The organism is Leucobacter denitrificans, assembly GCF_014396385.1.
Lineage (GTDB): Bacteria > Actinomycetota > Actinomycetes > Actinomycetales > Microbacteriaceae > Leucobacter > Leucobacter denitrificans.
The window spans coordinates 1,571,520-1,584,381 of the sequence record NZ_CP060716.1 but is presented as its reverse complement, the minus strand read 5'-3'; the positions used below and the strand labels follow the sequence as shown (position 1 = coordinate 1,584,381).

Below are 12,862 nucleotides of genomic sequence, written 5' to 3'. Positions count from 1 at the left end.
GCAGTAAATGGAAAAGCGACGTCGTGCAAAACTTAGCCCGCTGACGGTGATTGGTGAACTCCTCATCCTCGGCGGTCTTGGAGTATTCGGATACATTGTGTGGCAACCCTGGCACACCTCAGTTGCGGTCGTTGAGAAACAACTCGAACTCACGACGGCAGACTCGGCAGCTTGGGATGAGGCTGCAGTGCACGCGGCTCCCTATACCGGCACTGTGCCGGTTCCCGAACAACCTCCTATCGGCGAGGTGTTCGGCACCCTCCATGTTCCTGCGTTTGGCACAACATTTGCGAACCGTGTCGCAGAAGGAACGGGATGGTGGGAGACGCTCAACTATGACGACAAGGGCATTGGTCACTACCCCACAAGCGTGATGCCCGGCGAGGTCGGCAACTTTGCGCTCGCTGCTCACCGTTCAGGCGGGTTTATTACGCCATTCAGAGAGATCATGAATCTGCGGATTGGCGAGCCACTGTTCTTTGAGACGGCCGATGGCTGGTACACCTACCGGTTCCGTTCTCTCGAGTACGTTCTGCCGACCGATGTTGGTGTGTTGAAGCCATTTCCGTGGATCGATGGAACACCTGGGACCGACCAGATTCTGACGCTCACCACCTGCCACCCGAAGAACTGGGGGTCAGACGAGCGAGCTATCGCGTATGCAATCTTTGAGGAGTTCCAGCCCCGAAGTGATGGCCCACCAGCCGAGCTCATCGAGCTCAACCCGGCAATTGTGGGAGGCGCTAGCTAATGTTCTCGCTACTTTGGCGTTTCTTCCCTGGCCCGGTCTGGCTGCGCCTTATCGTGCTGCTCGCACTCGCGGTCGTACTCGTGTGGGTCGTCATAAACTATGTGTATCCATGGGTGCTTGTGCAGTTCCCAGAAGAGGAAGCGACGGTGGGAACGTGACGAAAGTCCTCGTAATCGACAACTACGACAGTTTTGTCTATACGTTGAACGGGTATCTGCAGCAGCTCGGGGCAGAGACCATCGTGATCCGCAATGACGACGTGAGTGTTGGCGAACTCGAGCAGCTTGTCACGGAATACGACGGGGTTCTCCTCTCCCCCGGCCCAGGCACGCCAGCTCACGCCGGTGTGTCGATTTCCATGGTGAATATCGCCCTGCGCACAGGAGTCCCGTTGCTTGGCGTGTGCCTGGGGCATCAAGCAATTGCCGAGGCGCTCGGAGCGACGGTGACGCACGCACAAGAACTCATGCACGGCAAGATCTCGCGTGTGCGCCACACGGGCGACAGCTTCTTCGCAGGGGTCGCTGAGGAATTTGATGCGACTCGCTATCACTCCCTCGCGGTTGTGCGAAGCACCGTACCAGAGAGCCTGGTCATCACTGCAGAGACCGCGGGCGGTGTCGTAATGGCACTGCGTCACCGCGAGCTGCCGATTTATGGGGTGCAGTACCATCCCGAATCCGTGCTCACCGAAGGTGGCTACCGACAGCTCGGTAACTGGCTACAAAGCGTCGGTCTCGAGAATGCGGCCGAGATCGCGGCTACGCTCTCACCGCTTATTGTGAACCACTAACGCAGCCGTAATTGCAGCGCGGCCCCGGCACGACAAGTCGTGGCCACGCCACAAAAGGTATTGCTCTGACTGCAGCGGATTCTGACGCCAGATTGCAGGCTCAGGCTAGCCGACGCAGTACGTGAGCTCGAGCTTTGAACCCTGCGGGTTCTGCCCCACGATTGATTGGCCGGTGATCGGGTAACTCGCCTCAGGTGTGCACCCGGTATCTGATGCGGTTTGCGGAACGAGTGAGAGTTCGAGGCCCAGCCCGCTCGTCAGTGAACGCGCAATCTCGAGGGGCTGACTCACGACATTGGGCACATCGACCTTACCGCTCGACACCGTCACATCAACCGATTCGCCCCACTTGAGCGTTGTACCGCGCTCTGGCGACACGCTCAGCACCCGGTTTTCTGGCTCAATTGGGTCGTCTTTCGTGGTGACCTTGCCGACAGCAAGCCCAAGCGCTTCTACTGCTTCGGTGTACTTGTCGAGCGTCAGGCCGGCAAATCCGGGCACTTCGGCTGATTCAGGGCCGGTAGAGATGAACAAGGTGACTTCATCGCCCACATTCACTTTTGAGCCAGCGACCGGATCCGTGGATATGACATAACCACTCGGCACGTCGTCGTCAGGTTGCTCGACCTGGACCACCTCTAGATCTAGCTCTTGCAATTGTTCGAGAGCTAGCGCTCGAGTTGTGTTCTCGAACTCTGGAATCTCGCGAACACTCGACGGGGCGATGTTACTGGGCACGAGGTTTACTAGCCAGAACACCACCGCGATGACGATTGCGCCGACCGTGAGAATCGCAGCCCATGTCCACATCACGGGTGGTCTGCTCTGAGTTTTGCTGCCACCCCCCTCGGAGAGTTGCCGAAGTGCGAGATCGGAGTCGGAGATCTCGTCTCCGGCCGAGAACAGCACCGTGCTTTGCGTGTCATGGCGCGGAAGCTTTGGCATTTCGCCGTTTGCGGCTTTGCGTAGGGCCTCGCGAAACTCTGCGGCTGTCTGGAAACGCTTTGCGCGATCCTTGCCGAGTCCGTACATGACGACCCGGTCGAACTCGGGCGCGAGGTCAGGAGAATGTTCGCTCGGCGGCTTTGGGCGCTCACTAACGTGCTGATAGGCAACCGCGACCGCCGAATCCCCGGTGAAGGGCACTTCACCAGCGAGGAGCTCATAGAGCAGAACCGCCGTCGAATACAGGTCGGTGCGGGCGTCGACTGACTCACCCTTGGCCTGCTCGGGCGAGAAATAGGCGGCAGTGCCAAGGATCGCTGTTGTCTGCTGAAGCGTCGAAGAGGTGTCGGACACCGCGCGTGCGATGCCGAAGTCCATGACCTTCACCTGGCCAGACTTGGTGACCATAATGTTCGCCGGCTTGATGTCACGGTGAACGATTCCCGCACGGTGCGAATACTCGAGTGCGGTAAGCACAGAGTCCACTATTCGAGCGGCCTCGGCAGGGCTGAGCTTGTTCTCTGCGGCGAGTTCTCGAAGGTTCTTGCCCTCGATGTACTCCATCGCAATGAATGGGAGACGCTTTACTCCGTCTGCGGTTTGAATGAGGTCATCGCCGGCGTCGAACACTCGCACGACCGTTGGATGCGCCATGCGTGAAGCCGATTGTGCTTCTTGCCGAAACCTTGAGCGGAACTGTTCGTCATTCGACAGTTCTGACTTCATGACCTTGATCGCGACTTGCCGACCGAGCTTCGTATCGGTGCCGCGATACACGGTGGCCATGCCACCCTGACCAATGAACTCCCCGATCGCATAGCGGCCTGCGAGAATTCGCGGCTCAGTACTGCCCGCAGTTTCCGGCATGCTCACCTCTCTCGGAGTGCTCAAATCATCTCTTAAGTGTATTGGCACTCAGCAACTGTTGCTGAGTAAACCCCGGATTACTCTTCCTCCGGCGGAGCCTGAGATGTAATCGTAATAGTCACAGGTGAGGATACCGGCGAAACACGCTGCTGCGGTCCCTCACACCGATAGGTATAAGTTACTTTCAGCTCGCCTTCCTTCAGAGTGGTCAGCGAGACCCCGCTCGATGAAGCGCTGCCATTCAACTGCGCGAGCGATGGGTCGCTCAGTTGCACATCATATGCCCCGAGTGTGAGTCCCGCAGGGCAGGTTGAAGAGAACCCCTGAAGCACGACGGTGTCACCGACGTTCACGGTTGATGGGCCGCCGATTGTGGGCGCTCCGGGCGTGCCAATCTCACCAAAAGGAACGCTGACGGTGAGCGTAATAAGCTCGTCGAATTCTGTCTCGCCCGAGGGTGAGACATCTGTCACCATACCTGCCTCATCGTCTGGCACTGCTGCGCCCGATCTTGCCGGAGCGATGTTGGTGAACCCGAGGCCATTCAAATAGGCAACCGCTTCGTCGTAGGTCATCGCCCCGATGATGCTGCTTGCGTCAATCGCTGCACTCGTTGGTTCGGTCGGAGGCTTCGTGGTCTCGGTTGGCTTCTCGGTCTCCGAAGTTGTCGGCGTCTCTTTCGGCTCCTCAGTGTTCTGATTGAGCAGCGCAACCGCCGTGCCAACGCCGATGATGAGCAGTAGTGCGAGGAGTGTGATGAGCGGCCAGGTCCAGCGGTTCCTCTTCTTCTTTGCTTCGGGCTCGCCGGGCTCGTCACCGTTGCCGTTGGCCAGAGCTGCTGCACCGGCACCGGCACCCATCACCTGGGTCTGCGGCAGTGCGGTTGTTGCGGCATCGCTGCCCGCAACGTGGCCCATGACAACGGTCGCGGCCGGATCTTCAGTCTTCCCCTTCACCTGGGGAACGTAACTCGCCGCGAGTTCGATATCCCCACGGTGAAGTGCGGCAGACGCCTGCGCGAGCTTCGCGGCAGTTTCTGGCCGATCCACTGAGTCTTTCGACAGGCACGACATCACGAGGTTGCTTACGGCCTCGGGTACGTCGGCCGGAAGCGCAGGAGGGGTGTCATTGATCTGCGCCATGGCGATCGCGACCTGCGACTCGCCAGTAAACGGTCGCTTGCCAGCGAGGCACTCGTAGGCCACGATGCCGAGCGAGTAGATATCGGTCGACGGAGTTGCCGCGTGACCACTCGCCTGCTCAGGCGCAAGGTACTGCACCGTACCCATGACCTGGCCGGTCGCGGTGAGCGGAACCTGGTCTGCGATACGCGCGATACCGAAGTCGGTGATCTTGACGCGGCCCTCAGGGGTGATCAGCAGGTTGCCCGGCTTGATGTCGCGGTGCACGAGTCCGGCGTCGTGCGCGGCCTGCAGCGAGGTCGCGGTCTGCGCGACAATGCCAAGAACGCGGTCTGACGGTAAGCGCCCCTCGCGGTCAATGATTGCAGAGAGCGGCTCGCCCGGCACGAGCTCCATGACGATATATGCGGATCCCTGCTCTTCGCCATAATCGAAGACGTTCGCAATGCCTTCGTGGTTCACGAGGGCAGCGTGCCGTGCCTCGGCGCGGAAACGTTCGAGGAAGCCCGGGTCGCCCATGTATTCGTCTTTGAGGATCTTGATGGCGACCGTGCGACCGATAATGCTGTCGCTCGCCTTCCAGACCTCACCCATACCGCCGACCGCGATGCGTGAGCCTAGCTCGTAGCGACCGCCAAATGTGATCCCTGCCGATGGCCTCATTCGCTCAACACCGCTTCCATTACTCGTTTTCCAACCGCTGTGGGAAGTTCATACGATCCCCCCTGATTCTCGAAGGCCGTTCCGCCACCATTTTCGATGACCACGGCGATGGCAATCTTCGGGTCGTCAACCGGGGCGAACCCCGTATACCAAAGCGTATAGGGAAGATCGTTCCCGTTGGCGTCTATACCGTTTTGTGCCGTACCAGTTTTGCCTGCAACCCTGACTCCATCGATGGCAGAAAGGTGCGCGAAGCCCGTTGGGTCGGACACGCCCTTCTCCATCATCGAGGTCAGCGCCTCAGCCGTGTTCTTTGAGATCGGCTTGCCCATCTCACTCGGATCGAAGCTCGCCTCAATGCGAAGATCCGGTGCAATGATGCTCTCCACAAGCAGCGGGGTCATGAGTGTGCCGCCGTTCGCAATTGCTGCAGACACCATCGCAACCTGCAACGGAGTAGTGCGCACGTCGAGCTGACCGATCGACGAGAGCGCGACCTGCGCCTGGTCGAGCGGCTGCGGCGCGGTGCTCGGGGTGACCTCAAGAGGAATTGAGAGATCTTGATCGAACCCGAACGCGCGTGCCATCTTTGGCACCTCGTCGCGATCCATTTCCATCGCCATCTCTGCGATTGGAATGTTGCAGGAGTACATGATTGCGGTCTCGAGCGTTGCCTTCGAGCCAGAGCCACATGTCTGCTGGTCCGAGTTGCGCATCACGGCGCTCGACTGCGGCAACTGCAGGCTGGCAGGATTCTCGAACTCGGTCTCAGGGGTGACGTCACCGTTTTCAATTGCCGCAGCGCTGGTGACGAGCTTGTAAACAGAACCTGGGTGGTAGAGATCGCCCGCTATGGCTCGGTTCACGAGGGGCTGCAGCTCATCTTCGGTGAGCGCGTTGTAGTTCGCAATGATCTCTGCATCATTGTTTGTTGAGAGCAGATTTGGATCGTAGCTCGGCGTCGACACAAGTGCGAGGATTCGGCCAGTGTCTGGTTCGATAGCGACTACGGCGCCCTGGAAATCGAACTCCATCATGGCGTCATACGCCGCTTGCTGTGCACGCGCATCAATCGTGGTGTCGATCGAGCTGCCCTGGGGCTTCACGCCGTTGAGGGTGTTCATAATGCGAGTGAAGAACTGGGCGTTCGCGTTACCTGACAGTTCTTGGTTCATCGCGGCTTCGAGGCCGGTCATGCCCTGCTGTCGCGAGAAATAGCCGGTCACGTGCGCGTACGGGGTTCCTGGGTCGTACTGACGGAAGAACCGGAACGTATCGCTCGTTGGCGTCGAATACGCGATCGGGTTGCCCCCAACGAGAATCGACCCGCGCTCGACCTTGTAGCTGTTCTTAATGGTTCGCTGGTTGAGCGGATTGTTTCGCAACTCGTCAGCATTCACGAACTGAATGAGCGTGACCGAGAAAAACAGCACGAGGAACATCGCGAAGACGGTTCGCGAGAGAAACTTCATTTGCTTATTCATGAGCGAATCACCAGCTTTGGCCGGTTGCGCACCGAATTGGAAAGCAAGAGCAGCAGCACGACGATGATCCAGTTCGAGACCAGTGAGGATCCACCCGCCGCGAGGAAGGGGGCGGTCAGGCCCGTGAGTGGGATAACGCGGGTGATGCCACCGACAACGATAAACACCTGAAGCGCGATTGCGAAGCCGAGGCCCGAAGCGAGCAGCTTGCCGAAGTCATCTTGACCCGCGAACCCAATGCGCAGCGCGCGGCCGACGAGCAGCAGGTAGGCCGCGAGGATCACGAAGAGGCCAATCAGCCCGAGCTCTTCGCCGAGCGCGGCAATGATGTAGTCGCTCTCGGCAACGGGAGTATCTGCCGGGTATCCCTGGCCCAGACCCGTGCCGGTCATGCCACCGTTGGCCATGCCGAAGAGCCCCTGCACCATCTGATATCCGGTGTTAGTTGGGTCATTGAACGGGTGAAGCCAGTTCTCGAAGCGGCGATTGACGTAGCTGAGGGTCTGGCTTGCGGCGATGCCGCCGACGAGGAACAGGCCGACGCCAAGCACGATCCACCCAATGCGGCCCGTCGCAAGGTACAACATCGACAGAAAGAGACCGAAGTACAGGAGCGAGGTGCCGAGGTCGCGCTGGAATACGAGCACCGCCATGGCGATGAGCCAGAACGCGAGTAGTGGACCGAGATCGCGACCCCGCGGGAAGCGAATGCCCGCAAACTTCTTGCCCACCATCGAGAGCGCGTCGCGGTTACGCACGAGGTAGCCAGCGAAGAAAATCGCGAGGAATATCTTCGCGATTTCACCGGGCTGGAATGAGAACTCACCTATGTGGATCCACACCCGCGCACCATTCAATTCGGCGCCGATGAACGGCAGCATCGGAAGCAACAGCAGTATGAGTGCGCCGAGTCCGAAGAGGTAGGTGTAACGGAACAGCACAAGGTGGCTCTTGATGACGTAGAGCACGATTGCGGCCGCGACAATGGCGACGGTCGACCACAGGAGCTGGCGCACGGAGACCGCGCCCCACCCGCTGAGGTTGTTCGAGAGGTCGATGCGGTAAATCATCGCGACACCGATCGAGTTCAGCATGACCGCGATCGGCATGATGAGTGGATCGGCGTCGGGTGCGATGCGGCGCACGAGCACGTGAAGCGCGAACACCGCGACAACGAACGGAATGCCGGTTGGGAGAAGCGCGGTGCCGATCTCACCGTGCACCGTGAGATCAATGATGACGACAGCGGCTACGCCAACGCCGAGGGAAAATATGAGAAGGAACGTCTCGAGTGAGCGCAATTTTCGCGGTGCGCGGATCGCGGTAATGCGATGCAGCACCGTCTCGCTCGTGCGAGTTTTCTCGAATGAACGCGCCTCGCTCTTTGACCTATTCGGCATTTTGCACACCTCCGAGGCGCACCACGATCTCGCGAGCCTCCCCGAGGGAGTTCGCGCTGAGTGTGCGTTCGATGGCGCGACGCTCGAGTCCGTCGAGTGCCTCGAGTGGAATTCCGGTGTCCTCGGCCGGTGAGTACAGCGAGAACGTGCCGATCGACTGATTCACGCCCTGGAAAATCACGACGGTCTCGCCGTCGGTGCCAACGAAGTAGCGCGTTTGCGTCCACTGATAGCTAAAGAACAGTGCACTGCCAACAGCTGCGAGCACCGCAATAACCCCGACGAGCCACATGATGCGGCGGCGGCGGTTGCTGCGGCGGGTCTCGGCGAGCAGTTCTGCGAGATACTCGTCGACCTTTGGCTCGAAGTGGCTCTCTTCGACAACGGGTACACGGCGAATCCGCCTGCGACCCATGAGCTTGTTGCGGCCGGTAGTCATCTCGCCGTCGCGAAGCACCGGTGCGTTTGCGGCCGAACCCACGAATCGAGGGTTTAGCGGGCCGCGGTGGATCTCTGTCGTTTCACCGTCGACGCTTTCGACGGTCTGGTCCACCGACCCAGGCTCGTCGACCGAGAAGAGATGGCCCGCAATTTCGAGGGTGTCGCGCTGCGGCTGAGCCGGCGCGCTTGCCGCTGTTTCTGCGGCAATTGCAGCGGCCTCTTCGGCTGTCGTCGTCTCGACCAGCACAACCGTCACATTGTCGGGTGCGCCGTGAGCGAGGCTCTTATCGATGAGGTCGTCGACCGCGCCCTGCAGTGACGAACGGCGGCGCAAGATTCGCTCGATCTCATCGTCGTCAACGTAGCCGCATAGGCCGTCAGAGCAGAGCAGCCACAGGTCACCGGGCTGCGTGTCGAGAATGTCGGTATCGATCTCGGGAGAAGATTCGACGTCGCCCAACACCCGCATGAGTACCGAACGCCGGGGGTGAAACTTCGCCTCTTCCTCGGTGATGCGACCACTGTCGACGAGGCGCTGCACAAACGTGTGGTCTTTCGTGACCTGAAGCATATGCCCGTCGCGCAGAAGATAGAGCCGTGAATCACCAATGTGGGCGAGGGCGAGCTGATCACCGACGGTGATAAACCCGACAAATGTGGTGCCAAGCCCGGCCAGTTCTGGGTGATCGCCGACCGTGTCTCGAAGCATGCGGTTCGCAGACAGTAGCGAGGTGCGCAGCAATTCAGTTGATTGCTGCGGGAGGCCGCCCGGCGCATCGTCTAGGCGAGCAATGTCACGAGTGACGAGAGCTGAGGCCACGTCGCCGCCAGCGTGACCGCCCATGCCGTCTGCTACGAGAAACAGATAGTCGCCGGCATAGCCCGAATCTTGGTTATTCGAGCGGACCATACCGACGTGTGAGCCAATAGCGCTCGCATATCCGTTTGCCACGGTTACGGCCTCAACTCAAAGGTGGTCTTGCCGATGGTCACCGGGGTGTAGAGCGGAACCCGAACTGGCTTGTGCACCGATTCGCCCGCGAGCTTGGTGCCGTTCGTGGAGTCGAGGTCTGTGAGGATCCATTCACTGCCGCTCTTTGCAAGGCGTGCGTGATAGGTCGAGGTGTACTCGTCGACAATGACGAGTGTTGAGTCTGAACTGCGGCCGATCGAAACGAAATCATCATCGAGTGGGATCGATGTGCCTGAGGCGACACCTGAGGTGATGACCAAAGTGCGCGCTGTGCCTGAGGCTCCCGCCGTTGGAAGCGCGCCGCCCGAGGGCGTGATCGCTGGTGGTTGCTGCATCTGCGTCTGGTTTGCTTGGGGTGATGCGGCCGCCTGCGGTGGCTGCGAGCCGTCACTGCGCAACTTGCGAACTGGAGCCCCAAACAGGTCGCTCTTGAGCGCGTACACAATTGCAAAGATGAAGAACCACAGCAGCAGCAAGAAGCCGACACGAAGGATGAGTAGCGTGAGTTCGCTCACAGACCCCCCCAGAAATCCTGATCGATACCGGTGCCGCTCCGCGACTGGGAAGCCGACGGGGCGTTCTGCCTCGGTGCCGCAGCTCTGCCGGGCACCAGCCCAAAGCGTAGCGCAGTCTGGCCGATTGTGATGACTGTTCCGGCCTCGAGTTTTGCTTCGCGGAAGCGCTGACCCTCGATCTTCGAGCCGTTCGTTGACCCGAGATCGCGCGCGAGACCTGACTTGCCATCCCACACAATCTCGAGATGCTTACGCGAGGCGGCGTTGTCGGTAATGCGGATCCCGCAGTCAGAACCGCGCCCAACGACAGTGACGCCAGTACGCAATTCGTGACGAACGCCGTCGACATCAATGGCAGCGACCCAGTTCACGCGCCCCTCGACGCGAGTTGCGTCTACCTGCAGTATGCCTGCGGTAAGTGAGTCGTCAGAGCGGATCTCAACATCTGCGTCACCCAGTAATTGGTAGCTCTGGCGTGCAGCGTGCTTCTGCACGATTCCGCGGAGCTCGGCCTCGAGTGTGTCTGCAATTTTGAGCAGCCTGTCTGCATCTTGAGGAGACACACGCACGACGAACCGGTTGGGTGCGAGCACGCGATCGCGATCCACCACCACGGCACCGATGTCGAGCTCGCGCTTGAGCGCCGACCCGATCTCAACCGGCTGTACACCCGAGCGGAAAGTGCGTGCGAAAGCACCGTTTACGGCACGCTCTAGCGAGCGCTCGACCTTGTCGAGAATTCCCATGCTCCGCCCCTTTCCCTGTTCCATAGTGGCAAACGCCACAACACATCGGGCGATTTTCGGTCAAGTTTAACCGTATTGGCTTGGATTCCTGTGTGCTGCTAAGCTTGGTGAGTTGTCTGAAGGCTTTGCCAGCAGGCGGCGACTCGCGCAAATGGCGGAATTGGTAGACGCGCTGGCTTCAGGTGCCAGTGCCCGCAAGGGCGTGGGGGTTCAAGTCCCCCTTTGCGCACAGAGTGTCCTGATCCGCGACATTGTTTACAAACATGTCTCAGATCAGGACTTTTTGTTTCTCAGTTTTGCTGCCACTGGGCGCGAGTCTCTTCGAGAGAGTGCTCGAGCAATGCACGAAGTGCGTTGCGATCCACACCCGTGAGCCGCGTGAGATAGAGACAAACCTTGCTTGCACGGTGCTTGCCGAGACTCGCCATCAGTTCAGGCCACTTTTCTGCGAAGTCGTTCACTAAGTAAATGGTGTGCTTCGATGCACCCGGTGCGAACGCGAGGAGCGGCATGCGGCCGCTGTGACCTGTTTCGTACTTGTACTCGACCTCACCAAAACCAATGATTCGGCCGGCCCAAACGACCGGCTTCTCACCGGTGATTTTGGCGTGGAGTTCGAGCAATTCCTCGGCCTCTGCGCGTCTCTGCCCGGTAGCGCGGTCAAGTACCTCGTCGACCGGCATCTCAGAGGGAGACATCGCGGGTTGTTTTACTGCCATGCTTCTCCTTCGATTGCCGTCGGTCATCGCTTCGCTCATCATACTGGGGAGGCAAAAATTGGCCGGGGGAGCCGCCACGTTCTCGGTATTCTGAAGCAGTGATCGAGAACGAGACTGCACAGCCTGAGCGGCTCGCGCAGTTCAGGGCAGAGTGGCCCGCAGTGAGCGGTAGTGACGTGCGAGCTGAAGATCCACGGGCGTATCGTTCGGCATCGACCGGTGCGTTCCTACTTCTGCCTGCGGTCGTGTTGAGTCTCGTTACCATCGTCTACTTCCTCGACCTCCCGTTTGCCTTGCCGAGTTGGCTTGATTCAGTGTGGGGTCTCGTCACGGTGACGGTGTCTTTCGGCGCAATCGGTGTGTGGATCATTGCGCTCGCCCTGCTCAGCAAACCCAGCAATGCGCGTTCAGGTTGCAACCGCAGGTCGGCGCCTACGCCGGCGGTCAGAAGCGTGGATCTGGGTGTCCGTCTCCTGTGTCTGCGCGGTGCTGCTCACCTCTCCGTTTGTGCTTGGGCGGATCCTCGACTGGTGATCGGGTCTGGCCGCCCTAGAATGTAGCTATGCAACAGGGGGTAGAGAACGGTGATGCTCCGCGGCCCCAGCATCTCATCATTACCCTCTTCGCCATTTACGCCAGGCCACGAGAGGGCGTGCTCTCTATCGCTGAGATCATTGCGCTCATGACGGCACTCGGAGTCGACAGCTCGGCCGTTCGCTCCTCGGTGTCTCGGCTCAAGCGTCGCGGGCTCCTGCAGAGCACGCAGAAAGACGGCGCAGCGGCATACCGACTATCTGATGAGCTCGTAGAGGTCTTTCGCGCTGGCGACCAGCGCATTTTCCACCAGCAGCGCGCCACGCTCGATGACCCTTGGCTTCTCGCTTCGTTCACGGTCCCCGAGAAGGAACGGCCCGTTCGGCACCAGCTTCGCACGACACTCGCGCGCCTCGGGTTCGGTCAGGTCAGCGGCGGCCTGTGGATCGCTCCTGGCTTACTCGCGTCAGAAACGAAGACCGCACTAGAGAACGCAGGTCTCGAGAAGTACGTGGAGCTCTTTCTCGGTAACCGAATTTCAAATGATCCACTCGCCGAGGCGATTCGCTCGTGGTGGGATCTGCCGACCATCGAAGCCCACTACCGCGAGTTCATTTCGGCGTTTGAGCAAGTTGTGGATCTAGACTTCGCTGCAGAGGAGACATTCGCGACGTATATGCACGCGATGACGCAGTGGCGAAGGCTTCCGTACCTTGATCCTGGAATTCCCGCCGAGCTACTTCCCGAAGACTGGGCTGGTTTTCGCGCTGAGGCAGTGTTCTCACGGCTGCGCAATCGATTAGCTGGCACCGCGGAAGGGTACGTTTCAGCAACGCTCGCTGCTGCCTAATCCTGACTCTCGCGCTGCCGGAACGTTAACCGTGACGGG

Annotated in this window: 13 protein-coding genes and 1 tRNA gene; 6 read left to right on the top strand and 8 right to left on the bottom strand. The window is 59.8% G+C overall.

The window, feature by feature from the left end:
* Positions 1–7 precede the first annotated feature (7 nt).
* The 3 genes from H9L06_RS07650 to H9L06_RS07640 are packed head-to-tail and all read left to right on the top strand — an operon-like array spanning position 8 to position 1,544.
* The gene (locus H9L06_RS07650; protein WP_187554636.1) at positions 8–751 is read left to right on the top strand and encodes a class E sortase; all 744 of its coding nucleotides are present in this window, start codon (positions 8–10) and stop codon (positions 749–751) included.
* On the top strand, positions 751–909 hold the full coding sequence (locus H9L06_RS07645; protein ID WP_187554635.1) for a hypothetical protein: 159 nt from the start codon (positions 751–753) through the stop codon (positions 907–909). Before H9L06_RS07650 ends, H9L06_RS07645 begins: the two co-directional genes overlap by 1 nt.
* On the top strand, positions 906–1,544 hold the full coding sequence (locus H9L06_RS07640; RefSeq protein ID WP_187554634.1) for an anthranilate synthase component II: 639 nt from the start codon (positions 906–908) through the stop codon (positions 1,542–1,544). Before H9L06_RS07645 ends, H9L06_RS07640 begins: the two co-directional genes overlap by 4 nt.
* Before the next feature lie 105 nt (positions 1,545–1,649).
* Here the strand turns inward: H9L06_RS07640 and pknB are convergent, their stop codons facing one another.
* The 7 genes from pknB to H9L06_RS07605 form a co-directional block, all read right to left on the bottom strand.
* On the bottom strand, positions 1,650–3,356 hold the full coding sequence (gene pknB, locus H9L06_RS07635; protein WP_187554633.1) for a Stk1 family PASTA domain-containing Ser/Thr kinase: 1,707 nt from the start codon (positions 3,354–3,356) through the stop codon (positions 1,650–1,652).
* Positions 3,357–3,433: 77 nt separating this feature from the next.
* Positions 3,434–5,161, bottom strand: coding sequence for a protein kinase domain-containing protein (locus tag H9L06_RS07630; RefSeq protein WP_187554632.1), 1,728 nt, complete (start codon positions 5,159–5,161; stop codon positions 3,434–3,436).
* Positions 5,158–6,645, bottom strand: coding sequence for a peptidoglycan D,D-transpeptidase FtsI family protein (locus tag H9L06_RS07625; RefSeq protein WP_187554631.1), 1,488 nt, complete (start codon positions 6,643–6,645; stop codon positions 5,158–5,160). The genes H9L06_RS07630 and H9L06_RS07625 overlap by 4 nt, the downstream gene beginning before the upstream one ends.
* Positions 6,642–8,045, bottom strand: a complete 1,404-nt coding sequence (locus H9L06_RS07620) for an FtsW/RodA/SpoVE family cell cycle protein (protein ID WP_187554630.1) — start codon at positions 8,043–8,045, stop codon at positions 6,642–6,644. Before H9L06_RS07620 ends, H9L06_RS07625 begins: the two co-directional genes overlap by 4 nt.
* Positions 8,035–9,438, bottom strand: a complete 1,404-nt coding sequence (locus H9L06_RS07615) for a PP2C family protein-serine/threonine phosphatase (RefSeq protein ID WP_246454313.1) — start codon at positions 9,436–9,438, stop codon at positions 8,035–8,037. Before H9L06_RS07615 ends, H9L06_RS07620 begins: the two co-directional genes overlap by 11 nt.
* Positions 9,439–9,440: 2 nt before the next feature.
* Complete coding sequence (locus H9L06_RS07610; RefSeq protein WP_187554629.1) at positions 9,441–9,974, bottom strand: FHA domain-containing protein FhaB/FipA; 534 nt, start codon at positions 9,972–9,974, stop codon at positions 9,441–9,443.
* Positions 9,971–10,720 (bottom strand): FHA domain-containing protein, encoded by a 750-nt coding sequence (locus H9L06_RS07605; protein WP_187554628.1) that lies wholly within the window; start codon positions 10,718–10,720, stop codon positions 9,971–9,973. Before H9L06_RS07605 ends, H9L06_RS07610 begins: the two co-directional genes overlap by 4 nt.
* A gap of 145 nt (positions 10,721–10,865) precedes the next feature.
* On the opposite strand from H9L06_RS07605, the gene H9L06_RS07600 reads away from it, so the two are divergent.
* Positions 10,866–10,949, top strand: a tRNA-Leu gene (locus H9L06_RS07600).
* A gap of 61 nt (positions 10,950–11,010) precedes the next feature.
* Here the strand turns inward: H9L06_RS07600 and H9L06_RS07595 are convergent.
* The gene (locus tag H9L06_RS07595) at positions 11,011–11,439 is read right to left on the bottom strand and encodes a DUF1801 domain-containing protein (RefSeq protein WP_187554627.1); all 429 of its coding nucleotides are present in this window, start codon (positions 11,437–11,439) and stop codon (positions 11,011–11,013) included.
* Positions 11,440–11,537: 98 nt separating this feature from the next.
* Here H9L06_RS07595 and H9L06_RS07590 point away from each other — a divergent pair, with 98 nt between their 5' ends.
* Together H9L06_RS07590 and H9L06_RS07585 are read left to right on the top strand one after the other, a co-directional pair.
* The gene (locus H9L06_RS07590; RefSeq protein WP_187554626.1) at positions 11,538–11,999 is read left to right on the top strand and encodes a hypothetical protein; all 462 of its coding nucleotides are present in this window, start codon (positions 11,538–11,540) and stop codon (positions 11,997–11,999) included.
* A 2-nt stretch (positions 12,000–12,001) separates the two neighbouring features.
* On the top strand, positions 12,002–12,823 hold the full coding sequence (locus tag H9L06_RS07585) for a PaaX family transcriptional regulator (protein WP_187554625.1): 822 nt from the start codon (positions 12,002–12,004) through the stop codon (positions 12,821–12,823).
* Positions 12,824–12,862: the final 39 nt, after the last annotated feature.

What these genes read in the sequence shown, in the direction of transcription:
- H9L06_RS07630 (WP_187554632.1), bottom strand. Translation starts at nt 5,161, where the DNA reads ATGAGGCCATCGGCAGGGATCACATTTGGCGGTCGCTACGAGCTAGGC.
- H9L06_RS07645 (WP_187554635.1), top strand. Translation starts at nt 751, where the DNA reads ATGTTCTCGCTACTTTGGCGTTTCTTCCCTGGCCCGGTCTGGCTGCGC.
- pknB (WP_187554633.1), bottom strand. Translation starts at nt 3,356, where the DNA reads ATGCCGGAAACTGCGGGCAGTACTGAGCCGCGAATTCTCGCAGGCCGC.
- H9L06_RS07595 (WP_187554627.1), bottom strand. Translation starts at nt 11,439, where the DNA reads ATGGCAGTAAAACAACCCGCGATGTCTCCCTCTGAGATGCCGGTCGAC.
- H9L06_RS07605 (WP_187554628.1), bottom strand. Translation starts at nt 10,720, where the DNA reads ATGGGAATTCTCGACAAGGTCGAGCGCTCGCTAGAGCGTGCCGTAAAC.
- H9L06_RS07585 (WP_187554625.1), top strand. Translation starts at nt 12,002, where the DNA reads ATGCAACAGGGGGTAGAGAACGGTGATGCTCCGCGGCCCCAGCATCTC.
- H9L06_RS07620 (WP_187554630.1), bottom strand. Translation starts at nt 8,045, where the DNA reads ATGCCGAATAGGTCAAAGAGCGAGGCGCGTTCATTCGAGAAAACTCGC.
- H9L06_RS07650 (WP_187554636.1), top strand. Translation starts at nt 8, where the DNA reads ATGGAAAAGCGACGTCGTGCAAAACTTAGCCCGCTGACGGTGATTGGT.
- H9L06_RS07625 (WP_187554631.1), bottom strand. Translation starts at nt 6,645, where the DNA reads ATGAATAAGCAAATGAAGTTTCTCTCGCGAACCGTCTTCGCGATGTTC.